The organism is Acididesulfobacillus acetoxydans, assembly GCF_902729405.1.
GTDB lineage: Bacteria > Bacillota > Desulfitobacteriia > Desulfitobacteriales > Desulfitobacteriaceae > Acididesulfobacillus > Acididesulfobacillus acetoxydans.
Map to the genome: position 1 here is coordinate 604,880 of NZ_LR746496.1, position 20,034 is coordinate 624,913.

General features: G+C 54.7%; 13 protein-coding genes, 2 tRNA genes and 3 rRNA genes. All 18 read left to right on the plus strand.

Translation table 11 applies throughout. The features are described from left to right. Positions 1–178 precede the first annotated feature (178 nt). The 18 genes from MNU25_RS02655 (at position 179) to MNU25_RS02740 (ending at position 20,023) form a co-directional block, all read left to right on the plus strand. Positions 179–1,036, plus strand: a complete 858-nt coding sequence (locus MNU25_RS02655; protein ID WP_240983669.1) for a Rossmann-like and DUF2520 domain-containing protein — start codon at positions 179–181, stop codon at positions 1,034–1,036. A gap of 71 nt (positions 1,037–1,107) precedes the next feature. After that, positions 1,108–1,971, plus strand: coding sequence for a pantoate--beta-alanine ligase (gene panC / locus MNU25_RS02660; RefSeq protein WP_240983670.1), 864 nt, complete (start codon positions 1,108–1,110; stop codon positions 1,969–1,971). Positions 1,972–2,016: 45 nt separating this feature from the next. Then, positions 2,017–2,946, plus strand: a complete 930-nt coding sequence (gene nadA / locus MNU25_RS02665) for a quinolinate synthase NadA (protein ID WP_240983671.1) — start codon at positions 2,017–2,019, stop codon at positions 2,944–2,946. A 298-nt stretch (positions 2,947–3,244) separates the two neighbouring features. Continuing rightward, positions 3,245–4,915, plus strand: coding sequence for an L-aspartate oxidase (nadB, locus tag MNU25_RS02670; protein ID WP_240983672.1), 1,671 nt, complete (start codon positions 3,245–3,247; stop codon positions 4,913–4,915). After that, complete coding sequence (nadC, locus tag MNU25_RS02675; RefSeq protein WP_240983673.1) at positions 4,881–5,774, plus strand: carboxylating nicotinate-nucleotide diphosphorylase; 894 nt, start codon at positions 4,881–4,883, stop codon at positions 5,772–5,774. The genes nadB and nadC overlap by 35 nt, the downstream gene beginning before the upstream one ends. After that, complete coding sequence (locus tag MNU25_RS02680) at positions 5,764–6,753, plus strand: biotin--[acetyl-CoA-carboxylase] ligase (protein WP_240983674.1); 990 nt, start codon at positions 5,764–5,766, stop codon at positions 6,751–6,753. The genes nadC and MNU25_RS02680 overlap by 11 nt, the downstream gene beginning before the upstream one ends. 51 nt (positions 6,754–6,804) lie before the next feature. Next, positions 6,805–6,972 (plus strand): hypothetical protein, encoded by a 168-nt coding sequence (locus MNU25_RS02685; protein ID WP_240983675.1) that lies wholly within the window; start codon positions 6,805–6,807, stop codon positions 6,970–6,972. Positions 6,973–6,974: 2 nt separating this feature from the next. Continuing rightward, positions 6,975–7,757, plus strand: coding sequence for a type III pantothenate kinase (locus MNU25_RS02690; protein WP_240983676.1), 783 nt, complete (start codon positions 6,975–6,977; stop codon positions 7,755–7,757). Beyond that, positions 7,754–8,731, plus strand: coding sequence for a tRNA dihydrouridine synthase DusB (gene dusB / locus MNU25_RS02695; protein WP_240983677.1), 978 nt, complete (start codon positions 7,754–7,756; stop codon positions 8,729–8,731). The genes MNU25_RS02690 and dusB overlap by 4 nt, the downstream gene beginning before the upstream one ends. Positions 8,732–9,306: 575 nt before the next feature. Further along, complete coding sequence (gene greA, locus MNU25_RS02700; RefSeq protein ID WP_240983678.1) at positions 9,307–9,777, plus strand: transcription elongation factor GreA; 471 nt, start codon at positions 9,307–9,309, stop codon at positions 9,775–9,777. Between the two features lie 195 nt (positions 9,778–9,972). After that, positions 9,973–10,176, plus strand: a complete 204-nt coding sequence (locus tag MNU25_RS02705) for a hypothetical protein (protein WP_240983679.1) — start codon at positions 9,973–9,975, stop codon at positions 10,174–10,176. Between the two features lie 45 nt (positions 10,177–10,221). Next, on the plus strand, positions 10,222–11,700 hold the full coding sequence (gene lysS / locus MNU25_RS02710; RefSeq protein WP_240983680.1) for a lysine--tRNA ligase: 1,479 nt from the start codon (positions 10,222–10,224) through the stop codon (positions 11,698–11,700). 616 nt (positions 11,701–12,316) lie between these two features. Further along, a 16S ribosomal RNA gene (locus tag MNU25_RS02715) occupies positions 12,317–13,883 on the plus strand. 383 nt (positions 13,884–14,266) lie between these two features. Further along, a tRNA-Ile gene (locus MNU25_RS02720) sits at positions 14,267–14,343 on the plus strand. A gap of 88 nt (positions 14,344–14,431) precedes the next feature. Beyond that, positions 14,432–14,507, plus strand: a tRNA-Ala gene (locus MNU25_RS02725). A 231-nt stretch (positions 14,508–14,738) separates the two neighbouring features. Further along, a 23S ribosomal RNA gene (locus MNU25_RS02730) occupies positions 14,739–18,070 on the plus strand. A gap of 209 nt (positions 18,071–18,279) precedes the next feature. Then, positions 18,280–18,396 (plus strand): 5S ribosomal RNA (rrf, locus tag MNU25_RS02735). Together the 16S, 23S and 5S rRNA genes with 2 tRNA genes alongside form the textbook arrangement of a ribosomal RNA operon. A gap of 955 nt (positions 18,397–19,351) precedes the next feature. Beyond that, the gene (locus tag MNU25_RS02740) at positions 19,352–20,023 is read left to right on the plus strand and encodes a universal stress protein (RefSeq protein WP_240983681.1); all 672 of its coding nucleotides are present in this window, start codon (positions 19,352–19,354) and stop codon (positions 20,021–20,023) included. The last annotated feature ends 11 nt before the right edge of the window (positions 20,024–20,034 follow it).

The window sequence follows — 20,034 nt, forward strand, 5'->3', positions numbered from 1 at the left end:
CTTGGATCGGAGGGGACCGAGACGGAGAGATGCCCAGGTTGCACCTTCACGTTGTCGTGAAGGTTTTTTGTGCTTTTGCGTTTCGCGAACCGTTGTGGCCCGACCGGACGAACGATGCTTGGGGCCGGAGGCCCCGGGGGGCGTAGGGCAGTAAGTGGGAGGAAGGAGTGGCGGTAAGATGAACTTTGGTATGATCGGCGCGGGGGTGGTGGGGACGGCCTTGGCGGCCTGTCTGACCGAAGCGGGATATGAGTGTGCGGGGGTGCATACCCGGACGGGATCCTCTTATCAAAGGTTTCGCCAATATGTCAATGCTCCCGGTCTCAGTCTGCGCGACCTCGTGCCGCGGGTGGACCTGCTTTTTGTAACCACACAAGATGATAACATCCAAACGGTGGCCGAAGAGCTTTGGCGGGAGGGGCTTTTCCGGGCGGGACAAACGTGGCTCCACTGTTCCGGGGCACTCCCGGCGGCGGTGTTAGGACCTCAAGGCGTGCCGGTTCACAGGTTATCAATCCACCCGTTACAGTCTTTTGCCGGTGTGCGGGCAGCTCTGCAGTTGTTGGGAGGGGCACACTTTGCGGTGGAGGGTGACAATCCGGAACTGGGAGAGAAAATCGTCTCGGATCTGGGCGGCATAGCGCACCGCCTCAAATCCGAGGACAAGGTTCTCTATCATGCGGGGGCAGTTATGGCATCCAACTATCTGGTGGCTTTGGCCTCTCAGGCAGTGGAATTATTTAATTTGGCGGGAATTAATTCGCCAGAGGCTTTATCGGCCCTTCTGCCCCTCATGACCGGGACTTTGAAGAACCTGGAAGTTTTTGGGCTGCCCGCCGCTCTGACCGGGCCCTTGGTCAGAGGAGATATTGAAGTTGTGAGCCGGCATTTGAGCAGGATGCCGGGCCCTATCGCAGAGGTGTACAAGGTCTTGGGGCTGAGAGCCTTGGAGACAGCCCAACAAAAATGGCTGGCTGCGGGCTCGGTTTATCCGTCGGAGACCGAACGCGGGCTAAAGGTTTTGCTGAAGGGGTGAAAACTGGGGCGGCGGCAGAAAGCCGATGGCGGGAAGCGGAACACTATGTCAGGAAAAGGAGCGGATAGAGCGTGGAACGGTGCGAGTGCGTGGCGGAAGTGCGGCGAAGGGTGGAGAAAGCCAGACGGGACGGTTTTTCGGTTGCCCTGGTACCGACCATGGGTTATTTGCACGAAGGGCATTTGGCCCTGGTGCGGGAAGCCCGGCAACGGGGTTCGTTTGTGGTTATGAGTATTTTTGTCAATCCCCTCCAATTTGGGCCCAACGAAGACTATGCCCGTTATCCCCGTGATTTAGAGAGAGATGCCGCCCTGGCGGCGGAAGCGGGTGTTGCTCTCTTGTTTCATCCTTCGGCAGAAGAAATGTACCCGGAGCCTAATTTGACTCAGATAGAGGTGGGGAAATTAGGTAAGATCTTGTGCGGGGCTTCGCGCCCGGGGCACTTTCGCGGAGCGGCTACGGTGGTCGGCAAGCTCTTTAATATCGTGGGTCCGGATGATGCCTACTTTGGCTTGAAGGATTACCAACAGTACTTGATCATTCGGCAGATGGCGCACGATCTGAATTTTCCGGTCCGGGTCATCGGGGTGCCGATCGTCCGAGAAGACGACGGATTGGCGAAGAGTTCACGCAATGTGTTTCTTACGCCCCAAGAGCGGGCGGAAGCGGTGCTCCTCAATGTGAGCCTGGCCGAGGCGGAAGAGGAAATCAGGCAAGGGCTGAGGCAGGCGCGGAAGGTCGAGGAGGGGATCCGGCGGAGGCTTGAGCAAACACAGGGCAGGGTTGATTACATAGAGGTACGGGATGCCTCTACCTTGGCGGAGGTAGAGGCAATTGAGGGAAAAGTCGTGATCGCCCTTGCCGTCTATTTCGGCTCCACCCGCCTGATTGACAACCGGATCATCGATCTTGACACACCGGCGGCCGAGGCATAGAATTTAGCACAAATGACATGTTTTCAGGAGAAAGGCGGCTTACAGGTGGATTATACAATCGACAATGAGACATTTGAAACATTGGCCCGCGAAATCGCCGATCTTAAACGGGAGAGAAAAGCGGTCATTTTGGCGCATTATTACCAACGCCCGGAAGTTCAGGATGTGGCCGATTTTGTGGGGGATTCTCTTCAACTCAGCCGGCAGGCTGCGGGAACGGATGCCGAGGTGGTTGTTTTCTGCGGCGTGCACTTTATGGCCGAGAGTGCCGCGATTCTTTCGCCTGAAAAGACAGTTCTGCTGCCCGAGGCCGAGGCCGGTTGTCCGATGGCGGAAATGGTGGATGCGGAGTCGCTGCGTCTGCGCAAACGGAGTCTGCCCGGAAGCAAAGTTGTTTGTTATGTCAATTCGTCCGCGGACGTCAAGGCCGAATGTGATGTCTGCTGCACCTCCTCGAACGCGGCCAAAGTTGTGGAATCTTTGGGGACAAGCCCCGTACTGTTCGTGCCCGACAAAAACCTGGGCTTGTATGTGTCGGAAAAGTTAGGCAAGCCGATGGACCTGTGGCCCGGGTTTTGCCTGACCCATGACAGGCTCGCAAGCTCCGACATTACGGAGGCGCGCCGGGCACATCCCCGAGCCAAGGTGATCGTTCACCCGGAATGCCGGGAAGAGGTGTGGCGCTTGGCGGACTACGTGGGATCGACCGCGGGTCTAATCCGTTACGCGCAAACGACAGAGGCTGAGGAGTTCATCGTGGGTACGGAGTCCGGTATCCTGCATCAATTACAGAGCACATGCCCGGACAAGAAGTTCTATTTGGCTTCGGATAAGCTCGTCTGCCGGAATATGAAGGCGACGACTCTGGTCAAAGTCCGCGATGCCTTGCGCAACCTTTCCCCCCGGATCACGGTGGCGGAGGAGACCCGGCTCAAGGCCAAAGCGGCCTTGGACCGGATGCTGGAGCTGGGTTAGGCGCGGACGGGATCAAGAGCCGGCCGCTGAAGTTTTCCCTCGGGACAGGCTGACCGAATCTCCGGTCTTTAAGCTATTTCTTGAGGGAGAGGATCTGTGCCGCAACTTTTCTCATGAGTCAGGGCGGTCTTGGCAGTTTCGGCTCGAGGTGCGAAACGGCTTGTTAACTGTTCCGGCGGGCCGACGGCCGGCCGGTTCCGGTACGGGGTTTACGGAATTGTTTGAGGCGGAGTGCGGGACGCTCCGGGCGGAATGCCGGATGGGTGCCGGGCGGAATATGTAACGGGAGTGGACGAGTGTGGACCGATATTTGCTCGCCTGGGCCGCGGAGAGCCCAGAAGTTTTCCAGACGGAAGTCTTGGTCCTGGGGAGCGGGATTGCCGGGTTATACACGGCTATTAAGGCCAGTGACTCTTTCCGGGTAACGGTGGTGACGAAAAAGAAGATCGAGGACAGCAACACGGAACACGCTCAAGGCGGAATCGCGGCGGCTATGGATGATGAGGATTCTCCGGCCTTTCACTACGAAGACACACTTTCGGCGGGGGCGGGTCTCTGTGATCCGGAAACGGTGAAAATCTTGGTGGAAGAGGGCCCGCTGAGGGTAGAGGAACTGATCGCTATGGGCGCCCAATTTGATTATGAGGGTGCCTCCTTGGCTTTCACGCGTGAAGGAGCTCATAGCCGTCGTCGGGTGCTGCATGCCAAGGGTGACGCTACCGGCGGGGAGATTGAACGGACGTTGGTGCAGGCAGCGCGGCTTTGCCCCCGGATTCAGGTGAGAGAAAACCGCTTTGTCGTGGACTTGCTTCAGAACCGCGAGGGGGCCGTGTTGGGGGCCTTGGTTTTTAATACGGAAAAACGCCGGCCGGAGGCTTACTTGGCTAAAGTTGTCGTGCTCGCCACCGGGGGGGTGGGGCAGGTCTTTGGCCATACGACCAATCCAGAGGTTGCGACTGCGGATGGCATGGCAGCCGCTTGGCGGGCGGGAGCGGCTCTCATGGACATGGAGTTTCTCCAATTTCACCCTACGGCCATTCATCTGGCAGGCGCCCCCAGATTTCTGATTTCGGAGGCTGTGCGCGGAGAAGGGGGTCAGCTTATCAACCGGGACGGGAAACGTTTTATGGACGGGATTCCCGGTCGGGAACTGGCTCCGCGGGATGTGGTTACCCGCGCTATTTGGAAAGAAATGAGCCAGGGCGAAGTCTATCTGGATTTTCGCCCCATCGGGCGGGACAAGATTTTGCGGCGCTTCCCCAGTATTCGCGAGACATGCCGGAATTACGGGCTGGATGTCTTGGAGGCGCCAATTCCGGTGGCGCCGGCGGCTCATTATATGATGGGGGGCGTGCGGGCGGACAAATATGGCCGGACGACGCTGGCTAACCTTTACGCCAGCGGAGAGTGTGCTTGCAACGGAGTGCACGGGGCAACCCGCCTTGCCAGTAATTCCCTTTTGGACGGACTGGTATTTGGGGCCCGTATTGTGGAAAGGATTAAGGCGGAGGCTCTTCAGCCTCTGCCTCGGTGGAGTGAGGTAGAGCGGACAGGTGCGCGGGGTGAAGCGGCGGCCGGAGAAGCCGGTTTTGGCCGGACGCCGGCCCGGCGTGACGATCTGCCGCATGGCAGGGCCGAAGAGGAGTCGATGCGCTCGGCGCTGCAAAGGCTTATGTGGGATAAAGTCGGCATTCAACGCCGGGGGGGAGATTTAGCCGACGCCGTGGCGACCCTGGAGGCCTGGGCGGGGGGCTTCAGTCCCAGCGCGGAGGAGAAGGACCTGGAGCTGGTCAACATGTTGACAGTCGGCTGGTTGATGGCTAAATCTGCTCTGGCCAGGCGCGAAAGTCGCGGTGCCCACTATCGCGCCGATTATCCTCAACGGTCAGACCCCGAATGGGGCAAACATTCACTGGTGAGCAGGAGGGATGAAGGTGTTCGCTACGTTCCAACTGGGGGAGATTGTTGACAGAGCCCTGCGGGAGGATGTGGGTACAGGCGATTTGAGTGCTCAGATCCTGGCCCCCGACTTAACCGGACAGGCCAAAATTTACGCCAAAGAAAAAGGGATTGTGGCCGGTCTGGAGGTCGTGGAGGAAGTGTTCCGGCGGGTCGATCCCCTGATTGAATGCCGGACTTTTGAGCGGGACGGGACAGAGGTAAGGACCGGGAATACGGTCATGGAGTTGGCGGGGCCTTTGCGCGGCATTCTGCAGGGGGAACGGACGGCCTTGAATTTCTTGCAGCACCTGTCAGGCATTGCCACGGCTGCACGGCGGGCGGTGGAACTTGTCAAAGGTTTGCCTGTCACCATTACCGACACCCGTAAAACCCTGCCCGGGCTGCGTATGCTCCAGAAGTATGCCGTGACCGTGGGCGGAGGGCGAAATCATCGCTTCGGTCTCTATGACGCCGTCATGCTTAAAGACAATCACCTAACGGCGGCCGGTGGGGTCCGCCCGGCGGTCGAGCGGGTGCGTGAGCGCATTGGGCAGATGGTCAAAATCGAAGTGGAGTGCGAAAGTCTTGAGCAGGTTGAGGAGGCGGCGTCCTGCGGAGCAGATGTGATCATGCTGGACAATATGCCGGTGCAGGCCATGCGTCAGGCCGTGGCGCTCGTCGGGCACCGCGCTTTGGTGGAAGCATCCGGGGGGATCCATGAAGGGAATCTGCGCGAGGTCGCTGAGACGGGCGTAGACGTGATTTCTTTAGGAGCCCTAACGCATTCGGTGAAAGTGTTGGATTTTAGTTTGGACGTGGGGCAGATTAAGCCCTCTGCCCGGCGACGCTGGCAGGCGGAAAAGAAGGATGAGGGCGATGGGGCGTAAGGAAATCCTGGATATTCTGGCAGAATCGCCGGGAGAATTTGTGTCCGGGCAGAGGATCAGCAAGAGTCTGAATACGACCCGGGCAGCAGTCTGGAAGCAGATTCAAACGTTGAAAGCTGCGGGTTATGAGATTGAAGGGGTGACGAAAAGCGGCTATCGTTTGCTCGGTACGCCCTTAAACCTGGACGAATGGGCACTCGCCCATGAACTTAAGTCTAAAACCGTGGGGCACCCGGTTTATTTATTTGACGAACTTTCCTCCACCAACGATTGGGCGCACGAAGCCGTTAAGCAAGGGGCGGAGCACGGTTTGACGGTTATGGCCCGCCGGCAGGTTAAAGGAAGAGGACGGTTGGGGCGATGTTTTGAATCCCCCGCGGGCGGGCTGTGGCTGTCGGTCGTGCTGAAACCCAAAGTTCCCCTGGCAGATGCGGCCAAGCTGACTCTGAGCGCCAGTCTGGCGGTACTGGACGGAATCCGGGCGGCCTGCGGGGTGGAGGCGGGAATCAAATGGCCCAACGACATCATCTATCAAGGCCGCAAGCTTGCCGGCATTCTGGGTGAAGTCGCCGGGGAATGGACGACTTTGCAATCGATCGTTCTCGGGATAGGGATCAACTGCAATTTGCGCAAGGACCAATTTCCTCAGGACATTCCGGCCGAGACTCTGCAGGATATTACGGGGACAAACTTGAATCTCAACATTTTGGCGGCCAGGGTCCTGGAGAGATTGGAATACGAGGTTGAAACTTTGGAACGGGAAGGGTTTGATTCCGCTCGGGAACGTTGGCTTGCCAACGCTTGGGGCTTGGGTGAGGATGTGCTGGTCCGGAGGGGGACTGAGGTTTTTACGGGTCGCTTGGCGGGAATCTCTGCGGAGGGAGCGTTGCTGCTGGAGTCGCCGGGCGGTTTTAAGAGTTTTTCGGCTGGGGAGGTGCAACTGCGCGCACCTTCCGGGGGGTATTATATTCCCGATTAAGCGTGACCTCCGTTTGGCTTACTGTTTCTTCTCGTGGGGGTCTCGCAGTTTTTGGGAAATGGCCTCTACGGTGTCATGCGTTGGTTGCTGCACGTCCGGACGGGTTTCGCTGTCGTCATAGCGCAAGGGTTTACACCTTTTATCGTTTCGGATCGGCTCAAGGCCGGTATTGCGGCTTGGGTGGGAAGCGAAGTGGTGTTGCGCCGCAAGGAGAGTTGAGCATGATTTTGGTTTTCGATGTTGGGAATACGAACATTGTCTTGGGTGTCTATGAGGGCCGGAAACTGCTTTCGCACTGGCGGGTTTCGACGGATAAATCAAGGACGGTGGATGAGCACGCGGTCGTCATTAAAAATCTTTTTGATTTTAGCGGACTGAGATTTTCTGAGATGGAAGCCGTCGTCATCTCTTCCGTCGTTCCTCCGGTCATGCCGACGCTGGAGACCTTGGTCCGCCGTTATTTCGGGGTTGAGCCACTGGTGGTCGGTCCGGGTGTCAAAACGGGGATGCCCATCATTTACGATAACCCAAAGGAGGTGGGGGCGGACCGGATTGTCAACGCGATCGCGGCATATGCCAAATACGGAGGGCCTTTGGTCATTGTTGATTTCGGGACTGCCACGACGTTTTGCGCGATTTCGGCCAGGGGCGAATATTTGGGCGGAGCCATTGCGCCGGGCATCGGGATCGCGACCGAGGCTCTGTTCCAACGTGCTTCCAAGCTGCCTCGTATTGAAATAGTCAAGCCAAAATCCGTTATTGCCAAAAATACGGTGGCCGGCATGCAATCCGGCATTTATTTCGGTTTTACGGGACAGGTGGACGGGATCGTGAGCAGGATGAAAGAGGAACTGGGGAACGGGACCAGAGTGGTGGCGACCGGAGGGTTGGCCGCCTTGATCGCCGAAGAGGCAAAAACGATCGAGACGGTGGATCCTTTTTTGACCCTGGAAGGTTTATTGCTGATTTACGAAAGGAACAATGGCAAAGTGTTGATAAAATGAAATTGGGATCTTTTGTGATGGATAGGCCTGTGTTCCTCGCCCCGATGGCGGGGGTCACAGACAAGGCCTTTCGTGAAACCGTCCGGGACTTGGGCGGCGAATATGTCTGGACCGAAATGATAAGTGACAAAGCCCTGTCCTTCCGAAACCCGCGGACCGTGAAAATGTTAGACCTGGAAGGTGAGACTCCGCCCCGCATCGTGCAAATTTTCGGCGCCGAGGCGCAGAGTATGGCTAAAGCGGCCGAACTCTGCCAGCATTACGGCGCGGATGTGATAGACATTAATATGGGTTGTCCAACCTCGAAGATAGTGAAAAACGGTGAGGGCTGCGCTCTGCTGCGGGACCTTGAGCGGGCGCAAAAAATAGCTTCGGCCGTTGTGCGGGCGGTGGACCTGCCGGTCACAGTCAAGCTGCGGTTAGGTTGGGATGAAAGGGAGATTATTGTCAAGGAACTGGGGCAGCGTTTGGAAGCCGTGGGCGTCAAAATGCTGACTCTGCACGCGCGCACGCGGGAGCAGTTTTATTCGGGCCAGGCTGACTGGCGCTGGATCCGAGAATTGAAGGAGTCGGTAGAAATTCCGGTCATCGGCAACGGGGATATTTCCCAGCCGGAAGATGCCCTGCGCATGCTTGAAGAGACAGGGTGCGATGGGGTGATGATCGGTCGGGGTGCCCTAGGCAACCCTTGGCTGCCCCGGCGCGCTCAGCACATGGTGCGGACCGGGCAACTGACGGGGGGACCTTCTTGGCGGGACAGAAGTGAAGCGGCCTGTGCGCATTTTGAACGGTTACTCAAGTACAAAGGAGAAAGGATTGGGCTTAAGGAGATGCGCAAACACGCGGCTTGGTATGTCAAAGGGTTTAGGCAAGCGGCACAACTCCGCGAGAAGATCATGCTGGTCAAAGAGCCGGGCGGGATGTCGGAGATCTTAAAAGGCCTTGGCGATTACCAAGGGGATTACAAGGCGTAGTTTAGAGGAAAGGGTAAAAAAGGAAATGCGAAGCATAGTTACGGTTTAGGGAAAAAGAGAAAACTCCGGGTGCGGTCTCAGGGAAAAGGAGAAAATTCCGGGCATAGTTTGACGGGAAAGAGGCAGAATAGAAAGCGCAGTCCCGGGACGGCTTGGGGGAGCGGGAACCGCAAGGCATCCTTGACAATATTTTGCAGGGTCCTTATAATAACGATCAATGCAATTTGCGGAGGTCTGTGAGGCTCTCTCCGTTAAGCGGAGGCGTGTTGCCGGAGGCCGGAGCGGATCTGCTTTGGGTGCGCTCCGTCGGGCCGCAGGGAGCATCTGCATAGAAGGAAAAATCCAGCGAGTGAACTTGTTCAGCTCACGCTGAACATCGAGACTTCGGTGACGATAGTCTCCGGTGGAGACTATCGCCGTAGGCACAGAGCGTGAAATTATGCTTTTGTGCCGAAGGATGGAGTCTACCCCCACCGAAGCGGGGTGCGTGGGACCCACTCCCACTTGCAGAAGTGGGAGTCTTGCGTTTTGGATCAATTTACCTCAGAGTCGGAAGAGAAAAGGGAGCGAGAAAAATGCCTGAGAAGGAAGTCATTCTCACCGTGGAAGGCCTCAAGAAGCTTGAGGACGAGTTGGAACTATTAAAAACGCAAAAAAGGCGGGAAGTCGCCGAGCGCATTAAGCAGGCTATCGAGTTCGGCGATATTAGTGAAAACTCCGAATATGAAGATGCTAAAAATGAGCAGGCCTTTATAGAAGGCCGAATCATTACGTTGGAGAAGATGCTGCGCAACGCCAAGGTTATTGATGATCATGAGGGCACGGACACGGTTGGCTTGGGGAACACTGTTCTCCTGAAAGACATGGACTATGGGGATGAGGAAGAATATACGATTGTGGGGTCAGCCGAAGCGGATCCCGGAACAAACAAGATTTCCAATGAGTCACCGGTTGGTAAAGCTGTTCTGGGGCAAGCGAAAGGCACGACTCTGGAGGTTACCGTTCCGGCGGGAGTACTGCATTATCAGATCGTAGATATCCGTTGAAAGCCCGTTGGTTCGCCAAGGGTGCCATAGGGATGGTCGATCTTTCCGGGTGTTCACCCCGTCCGTCAGGGCCGGAGTCTTCCCGCGGCAGTGGATTCTTGGCACTGGGGCCGCCTTTGTGTACAGGGGACCGCTCCCACTTGTTGAAGTGGGAGTCTCACCAGTGGATGAAGCCGTTGAAGATGAGAGAAATGAGTGTTGCGGCGGGTTTTTGCCCGCCTTCTGGTTTTCCGGCCGAGCGGCAAGGGCCGGTCTGCCGAAGCGGGGGACATAAATGACAACACTACTGAGGCATTCCTCAACATGGGTTCCGAGATCTACGGCAAATTGAAGGAGATAAACGACAGCAGTACGGAGGCCTTAAAGAGACTGAAAGTCTGTTCAGGATATCACTCATAGACGGCGGCAGTGCTGAGGTGGGTTTTTTAGTTTGGAGGTTTTTACGTGGATAATAATAACGAATTATGGCAAGTCCGGCTGGATAAGATTGAGATGTTTCGCGCAAAAGGCCTTGAGCCTTATGCCGATCGTTACGTCCGTACCCACATGGCCCAAGACATTATAGAAAATTTCGCGGACCTAGAGGGCCAAGAGGTAAAAGTAGCGGGTAGGGTCATGTCGAAGCGGGATCAAGGGAAAGTGATCTTTATGCACATCCAGGATTTCAGCGGTAGAATACAAGTCTACATCCGCCGCGACGACGTAGGTACGGAAAACTTTGATCTTATCAGCAAATTTGACGTAGGTGATATTTTAGGGGTAGGGGGTAAGGTATTCCGAACCAAAAGAGGTGAGATTTCCGTTCATGCCGAAACGGTCCAACTTCTGGCCAAAGCACTGCGACCGCTGCCTGAGAAATTCCATGGCTTAACGAATGTGGAGACCCGCTACCGCAGGCGTTATATCGATTTAATCGTCAACCCCGAGGTCAGAGATGTCTTCGTTACCCGGAGCAAAATCATCCGGGCTATGCGAAATTTCCTGGAGGACAAGGGTTTCCTGGAAGTGGAGACACCCACCCTCCATTCGGTTGCGGGAGGGGCTGCGGCTCGCCCCTTTGTCACACACCATAATACGTTGGACATGGATCTCTACTTGCGCATCGCGTTGGAACTTTATCTCAAGCGGCTGATAGTCGGAGGTTTTGAAAAGGTTTTCGAGATTGGACGCAATTTCCGTAACGAAGGTATTTCAATCAAGCATAACCCCGAGTTCACTATGATGGAATTATACCAGGCTTATGCTAATTACGAAGATATCATGGAGCTCACGGAAAACATGATTGCGTACATTGTCGGCGAAGTGCATGGCTCCTTGGATGTAGTCTATCAGGAGCAAGTGCTGCATTTTGCAACCCCCTGGCGCAGACTCCAGATGCTTGACGGTATCCTGGAGTATTCGGGGATTGATTTCAGAACGGTTCCGGATGAAGCCGGGGCGAGAGAAGCAGCTCAGGCTAAAGGCTTAAATCCGGCTCCGGATGCTACTCGGGGGCAAATCATCAATCAGGTTTTCGAAGAATTTGTTGAGCCCAAACTGATCCAGCCGACCTTTGTCATCGGACATCCGGTGGAAGTCTCTCCTTTAGCCAAGCGCAACGCCAAAAATCCGCAGTATACGGATCGGTTTGAAGTTTTTGCCTTTGGACGTGAATTGGGCAATGCCTTCTCCGAACTGAATGATCCCATCGACCAGAGAAGACGCTTTGAGTCACAAATGGCCGAGCGGGCCAAAGGCGATGCCGAGGCACATATGATGGATGAAGATTTTCTCCAAGCCCTGGAATACGGACTTCCGCCCACAGGAGGTTTGGGAATTGGCATTGATCGCTTGGTGATGCTCCTGACGGATTCGGGCTCGATTCGAGATGTTATTCTCTTCCCGACGATGCGTTCACGCGAGGATACGGGGGAGGAGTCCTGAGCCGGTCTGGGCATAGGGCGGGGGATTGCCCGATGCGGGTGAAAATGCGAGTGAACCCGATTCGCTTTGAAAAAAGCCGGGCCTGGGGGAGGGAACGGAATCGTGGACAGACTCGCGAACAGAATTTGACGATGCGGCGGTTTTCTGGCTCTGTGTTGTGCATATGAGACAGTGTTAACGCGGGTGCTGGGGTTAACCGGGGAAAGTTCGTAAGAAGCGGCTAAGGCTGAACTACCGGGAAAAATTTATCTTGACGGGTAGATATGAGACGGAAAAGTGAGGATAGTCGCGTAACCGCTAAATATTTCTTGAAAAACGTCTCTCTGCCCCCTTGAATTAAAAACAAACACATGATATAGTATCAACTGTTCGCCAGACACGAGCGAAACGCGAAGGATTGTGAGTGCCGGCGGAGGGCTCCAAGGATTGGGCGCGTCTGGCGTCCGGATTCGTGGTCTTTGAAAACTAAACAACAAGGACAGCCAATGAGACTCGTCAAGAGAATCTTATAAGAGAGCCAAGGAGCTTTCGTAAGAGGGAATCTGCTTTTTCTGTGAGGGAAGGCGGCCGGAGCAATCCGGGCGGTTGAAGGCACAGGGGAAGTCAAGATAAAAGTTTTACGGAGAGTTTGATCCTGGCTCAGGACGAACGCTGGCGGCGTGCCTAACACATGCAAGTCGAACGGAGATATTTTGAAGTTTACTTTAGGATATCTTAGTGGCGGACGGGTGAGTAACGCGTGGGTAACCTACCCATAAGGCCGGGACAACTCCTGGAAACGGGGGCTAATACCGGATAATCTTTCCGAGGGACATCTCTGGGGAAGGAAAGGCGGCCTCTGAAGATGCTGCCGTTTATGGATGGACCCGCGTCTGATTAGCTAGTTGGTGGGGTAACGGCCTACCAAGGCGACGATCAGTAGCCGGCCTGAGAGGGTGAACGGCCACACTGGGACTGAGACACGGCCCAGACTCCTACGGGAGGCAGCAGTGGGGAATCTTCCGCAATGGACGAAAGTCTGACGGAGCAACGCCGCGTGTATGACGAAGGCCTTCGGGTTGTAAAGTACTGTCTTTGGGGACGAACGGCGTCTATGTAAATAATGTAGGCGAGTGACGGTACCCAAGGAGGAAGCCCCGGCTAACTACGTGCCAGCAGCCGCGGTAATACGTAGGGGGCGAGCGTTGTCCGGAATTATTGGGCGTAAAGGGCGCGTAGGCGGATGCTTAAGTCCGGTGTGAAAGACTGGGGCTCAACCCCAGGGTTGCATCGGAAACTGGGCGTCTTGAGGACAGGAGAGGAAAGCGGAATTCCACGTGTAGCGGTGAAATGCGTAGATATGTGGAGGAACACCAGTGGCGAAGGCGGCTTTCTGGACTGTAACTGACGCTGAGGCGCGAAAGCGTGGGGAGCAAACAGGATTAGATACCCTGGTAGTCCACGCCGTAAACGATGAGTGCTAGGTGTAGAGGGTATCGACCCCCTCTGTGCCGCAGTTAACACAATAAGCACTCCGCCTGGGGAGTACGGCCGCAAGGTTGAAACTCAAAGGAATTGACGGGGGCCCGCACAAGCGGTGGAGCATGTGGTTTAATTCGACGCAACGCGAAGAACCTTACCAAGGCTTGACATCCTGCGAACCCTTAGGAAACTAAGGGGTGCCCTTCGGGGAGCGCAGAGACAGGTGGTGCATGGTTGTCGTCAGCTCGTGTCGTGAGATGTTGGGTTAAGTCCCGCAACGAGCGCAACCCCTATCTTTAGTTGCTAACAGGTAAAGCTTGAGCACTCTAGAGAGACTGCCGGTGACAAACCGGAGGAAGGTGGGGATGACGTCAAATCATCATGCCCCTTATGTCTTGGGCTACACACGTGCTACAATGGCCGGTACAGACGGAAGCGAAGCCGCGAGGTGAAGCGAATCCGAGAAAGCCGGTCTCAGTTCGGATTGTTCTCTGCAACTCGAGAGCATGAAGTCGGAATCGCTAGTAATCGCAGGTCAGCATACTGCGGTGAATACGTTCCCGGGCCTTGTACACACCGCCCGTCACACCACGAAAGTCTGCAACACCCGAAGCCGGTGAGGTAACCCGCAAGGGGGCTAGCCGTCGAAGGTGGGGCCGATGATTGGGGTGAAGTCGTAACAAGGTAGCCGTATCGGAAGGTGCGGCTGGATCACCTCCTTTCTAAGGAGAACTTAATCAGGGTTTGAGCGGACTGTGAACTGCGGGGTTGAAAAAACCGCAGCAGTCACAGAGAAGCGAACATTTGATTAAAACATCCTCAGGTCGATAACGGACTGTTGTATCCTGCAGCGGGGTTAAAGCCGCGGGCCGGAGAAATGAGTTCGTTGGTCAATGAGCGCAAGCTCAAAATTGGGGTCGGCATTGGCAAAAGCGGATAAGTGGGTTGACCCCGAACGGTTTGTCCAAACTGTTCGCAGCTTGTTGTTTAGTTTTGAGGGACCATGTCAGAAGTGGGAAGCAGGAGGTCGGAAGGCAGAGGCCGCTAGGCTTATGGCTCAGATCTGATTCTTGAATCCCGACGTCTTATATGCGGTCTCTGATAGGGGCCTATAGCTCAGCTGGTTAGAGCGCACGCCTGATAAGCGTGAGGTCGGTGGTTCGAGTCCACCTAGGCCCACCAATTAGGAAGTGGGTAGCAGGAAGCCAGAAGTCAGAAGTTATAACCGAAATTCCGACATCTGACATCTTGCATCTGACCTCTCAATTATGGGGGTATAGCTCAGCTGGGAGAGCACCTGCCTTGCAAGCAGGGGGTCAGCGGTTCGATCCCGCTTACCTCCACCAAAACAGAAGCCGGAGGCCGGAAGGTGATGGCTAATCTGACATTCGGTGGCAGAACCGACCGCGTATATCGGGTATTTCTATTCGAAGATCGAAGACAGGTACCCGGTAGGCAGAGTCCGGCTTGGAACCTCAAAAGCTGCTCTTTGAAAACTGCACAGAGTTTTTCAATACTGTCAAAGGATTCAACCGAAGAAACGAAAGTTTCAAAAGAACCTTAAGTGGCGGATTTTTGGTCAAGCTACTAAGGGCGTACGGTGGATGCCTAGGCGCTAAGAGTCGAAGAAGGGCGCGGTTAACAGCGAAATGCCACGGGGAGCCGTAAGCAGGCCTCGATCCGTGGATACCCGAATGGGGCAACCCAGCCGGAGTCATATCCGGTTATCTTTAGCTGAATCCATAGGCTAAAGAGGACAACCCGGGGAACTGAAACATCTAAGTACCCGGAGGAAGAGAAAGAATTATCGATTCCCTCAGTAGCGGCGAGCGAACGGGGAAGAGCCCAAACCGATCTCGATGTTCGTGGTTCGAAGTTCGTGGTTCGAGTGCAAGTAAATCTTGAAAGCCTGAGGAAGCAAGAAAAAGTTTTCTAAAGACCAAATAGATGCACATGCAAACGAACATCGAATATCGAATATCGAACATCGAGATCGGGGTTGTAGGACCCTCTATTAGGCCGGAGCTTCTAATTGAACAGGACTGGAAAGTCCGGGCAAAGAAGGTAACACCCCTGTAAGTGAAAGGGGCGAAGGCTGTGAGGGTATCCTGAGTACCGCGGGACACGAGAAACCCCGTGGGAAGCTGGGAGGACCACCTCCCAAGGCTAAATACTCCTTAGCGACCGATAGCGAACGAGTACCGTGAGGGAAAGGTGAAAAGCACCCCGGGAGGGGAGTGAAAAAGAACCTGAAACCGTACGCTTACAAGCAGTCAGAGCTTGTGGTTCGTGGTTCGAGATTCGTGGTTCGATGAATGTGTTTCTAAAAAGCGATAAACCGAGATACGACGGAGTCGTATCTTAGGTCAAGACCGCAAAGGAATACAAAGAATCGAACGACGTGCATCGAACCACGAACTACGAGTGATGGCGTGCCTTTTGTAGAATGAACCGGCGAGTTACGGTATGGAGCGAGGTTAAGGCGAAAAGCCGGAGCCGGAGCGAAAGCGAGTCTGAAGAGGGCGAATAGTTCCATGCTGTAGACCCGAAACCGTGTGATCTACCCATGGACAGGGTGAAGGTGGGGTAAAACCCACTGAAGGCCCGAACTCACTGTCGTTGAAAAGGCAGGGGATGATCTGTGGGTAGGGGTGAAATGCCAATCGAACACGGAGATAGCTGGTTCTCCCCGAAATAGCTTTAGGGCTAGCCTCAATCGATGACTGACGGCGGTAGAGCACTGAATAGGCTAGGGGCCTTACCCGGTTACCGAACCTTATCAAACTCCGAATGCCGTTAGGTTTAGATTGGGAGTCAGACTGTGGGGGATAAGCTTCATAGTCGAAAGGGAAACAGCCCAGACCATCAGCTAAGGTCCCTAAGTATACGCTTAGTGGAAAAGGATGTGGAATTGCTCAGACAACCAGGATGTTGGCTCAGAAGCAGCCACCATTTAAAGAGTGCGTAATAGCTCACTGGTCGAGTGGTTCTGCGCCGAAAATGTAACGGGGCTCAAGCGTATCACCGAAGCTATGGCTAGGAACGGAATTATTAAGTCTTTAGAGAGAGGGCCCGAAAAAGAGCCCTACATCAGGAATTTTGCATCTGCTAAGAAGGCAAGTTTCAATAAGAGCAAAATTCCCAAATGTTCTTCAGGGGCTGAAGCGAGCAGGATAAGCGCAAAGCTAAGGGTTTAATAATTCCGTTCCTGGGGTAGGGGAGCATTCCAAGGTCAGCGAAGTTCTTCCGGAAGGAAGGGTGGAGAGCTTGGAAGAGAGAATGCCGGTATGAGTATGCGAAAAGGAGGGTGAGAATCCCTCCCGCCGAAAATCCAAGGTTTCCTGGGGAAGGCTCGTCCGCCCAGGGTAAGTCGGGACCTAAGCCGAGGCTGAAAAGCGTAGGTGATGGACAACTGGTTGAGAGTCCAGTACCACCGGTAAGCGATTGAGCGATGGGGTGACACAGAAGGACAGGTCCAGCGTGCCGTTGGTTGAGCACGTCCAAGCCTCGAGGAAGCAGGGCAGGCAAATCCGCCCTGCGAGATTCTGAGGGGTGATGGGGAGCGAAAACAAGTAGCGAAGGGACTGAGTTCAGGCTGTCAAGAAAAGCCTCTAGTGAGCGAATCGGTGCCCGTACCGTAAACCGACACAGGTGGATAAGGAGAGAATCCTAAGGCGCGCGAGAAAACCCTCGTTAAGGAACTCGGCAAAATGACCCCGTAACTTCGGGAGAAGGGGTACTCCTAGGAATAGGAGTCGCAGAGAATTGGTCCAGGCGACTGTTTAACAAAAACACAGGTCCCTGCAAATCCGCAAGGAGAAGTATAGGGGCTGACGCCTGCCCGGTGCTGGAAGGTTAAGAGGAGAGGTTAGGGGAGACCCGAAGCTTTGAATTGAAGCCCCAGTAAACGGCGGCCGTAACTATAACGGTCCTAAGGTAGCGAAATTCCTTGTCAGGTAAGTTCTGACCCGCACGAAAGGCGTAACGATCTGGACACTGTCTCAACGAGGGACTCGGCGAAATTGTAATACCCGTGAAGATGCGGGTTACCTGCGACAGGACAGAAAGACCCCATGGAGCTTTACTGCAGCTTGACATTGGATTTTGGTAGAGAATGTACAGGATAGGTGGGAGACTAAGAAGCCAGGGCGCCAGCCTTGGTGGAGTCGCCGGTGGGATACCACTCTTTTTGTACTGAAATTCTAACTTAGTCCCCTGAAGCGGGGATGAGGACCGTGTCAGGTGGGCAGTTTGACTGGGGCGGTCGCCTCCCAAAGTGTAACGGAGGCGCCCAAAGGTTCCCTCAGCGCGGATGGAAATCGCGCGAAGAGTGTAAAGGCAGAAGGGAGCTTGACTGCGACACAAACAAGTGGAGCAGGGACGAAAGTCGGGCTTAGTGATCCGGTGGTTCCGAGTGGAAGGGCCATCGCTCAACGGATAAAAGCTACCCTGGGGATAACAGGCTTATCTCCCCCAAGAGTCCATATCGACGGGGAGGTTTGGCACCTCGATGTCGGCTCATCGCATCCTGGGGCTGTAGTAGGTCCCAAGGGTTGGGCTGTTCGCCCATTAAAGCGGTACGTGAGCTGGGTTCAGAACGTCGTGAGACAGTTCGGTCCCTATCCGTCGCAGGCGCAGGAAATTTGAGAGGATCTGTCCCTAGTACGAGAGGACCGGGATGGACGGATCCCTGGTGTACCAGTTGTCTCGCCAGAGGCACCGCTGGGTAGCTATATCCGGAGCGGATAAGCGCTGAAAGCATCTAAGCGCGAAACCGACCTCAAGATGAGATTTCCCACGAGCGTAAGCTCGGTAAGACCCCTGAAAGATGAACAGGTTGATAGGCCCGATGTGGAAGCGCCGTGAGGTGTGAAGCTGACGGGTACTAATCGGTCGAGGGCTTGACCAAAAGCGATATTGGAAATTCGAGGTTCGGGGTTCGAAAAGAACGTCAGAACCGAAGGGAAGAAGAATATCGGTAAGGCCACAAAAAGGTAAAGAGATTCAGAGGGGGCTCAAACGAACTCTGAATCTGAGGCGAAATCCAAAAGACAGTAAAGAGAAGAATCTGTGCAGTTTTGAGAGAGCATGGCTTGAAAAAGTCAGTTCATCTCAAGATCTGGTGACTTTACCGGAGGGGTTCCACCCGATCCCATCCCGAACTCGGAAGTTAAGACCTCCAGGGCTGATGATACTTGGGGAGCAGTCCCCTGGGAAAGTAGGACGTTGCCAGGTAAAGAAAAGGACTACAAGGAAACTTGTAGTCCTTTTTGCTGCGCGCCCAACATAAGGCATCTCGGGTGGACGCGGCTGACACTATCAGAAAAATTTATCCACCGATCCGGCAGGGGGTTAAGGGGAAGGGTTCTCGCGGAGAGGATAGGGCGGCTAAAGAGAGGCGGAGAAAAGGAGGAAGTTGAGGTCGGAAAGGCGGGCTGGATAGGGCCGCGTTGCCACGGGCTGGGCGTTTCCCGGCCCTGACGGAACGCAGGCGGACGAGGCAGAAAAGACCTGAGCGGCGTGGGGGAGGCTCGTGCGGAAGGATAGTAGGCCGGCGGCGGAAAAAATACGAGTATTTGCGACAAAATAGGCCCTAAGAAGAATTGTTATCTATAGGATAAATTGATTATGAACATACTAACCACCTATAGACACAGGAGAAGGGGGATGTTAATCTAATTGTGAGGAAAATCACATGGGAAACCAAACAGGGGAAAATCATGGAGTCTTTCCCGGAACGAGGAGAACATGAGAAGTCAGAAAAGGAGGTGTGGATAGAGGCAGCTATCGATCAGCAGGTCCAAAAGAGTTAAGGTGATCAGGGTATTTCCCAAACAGCGCCGGAGAGAAAAAAAGCAGCCTCGAGAGGCCGCCAAGAAATTTGCTCACTGCCATTATACCATAAAAGAGGCAGAAAAACATGTGCGGCTATAAGCCCCGGGGCTGAGGAGTTGAGTGGAAAGTATCTCTGAAAAAGTGCCAGAGTGAACTCGTTCAATTAAAGTTGAACATCGAGACTTCGGTGGGGGAGTCTACCCCCACCGAGGCAACGGGGGAACCACCCCCACTGGTAGAAGTGGGAGTCTCACGGTTGGATGAACAAGCTTCCTCAGTGAACAAGTCGCCCTTGCGTGGGCGGAAACCTTAACGGGACCTGTAACGCTGTTCACTTGTAAAGGAGGTATAAGGCATGAGCGGTTCGAAGTTTAAGGTGCTTCTCTACGCGGACGGTTCGCGCGAGGCCGTTTCTGCGGCGGTTTACACGGCCATGTTGCTGGAGAATCTGCCGAACATCGGTTTGACCATTGCCCAATTGCAGGAAAGCGGCACAGGTTTTGCGGGTATCGAGTACAGCTGGAAAGAGCTGAGACCGAAATATAAGCGGTGCTACTGGAAATGTGTGGACGGAGGGGATGCCGGGCACGGGGGTTGGGCGGTCGGATGCACTCTTGACGGAATAAGGCAAGCCCTCGGCAAACCTGATGTGGAAAGTTTAGATCTTTATGAGCAAATAGTCGCTAAGACGAATGAGATTTTTTCCCGGAAAGGATTCGACGTGAGTTATCAGATACTTTGTACGAATATCAGTCTCGCCGACACCTGTGACGCGGCGGATGCGCTGGTGGATTACGCCGCCAAGAATTCATTCAAGTTGATCGTTATGGGGACGAGGGGGCTTTCGCCCCTTAAGGGACTGGCATTCGACTGCTTGGGACGCAAAGTTTTAACTCGGTCCAAGATTCCGGTGCTGTTAATAGAAAAGCTTTCCCGTGACTTTGTCAATGACTACTTGGCGAGCAACGGGCAGGGACTTTTGGCAGAGCGGATGATGGCGAGTGACGAGTCTCCGGTTTTATTTTAAGATCGAGAGAA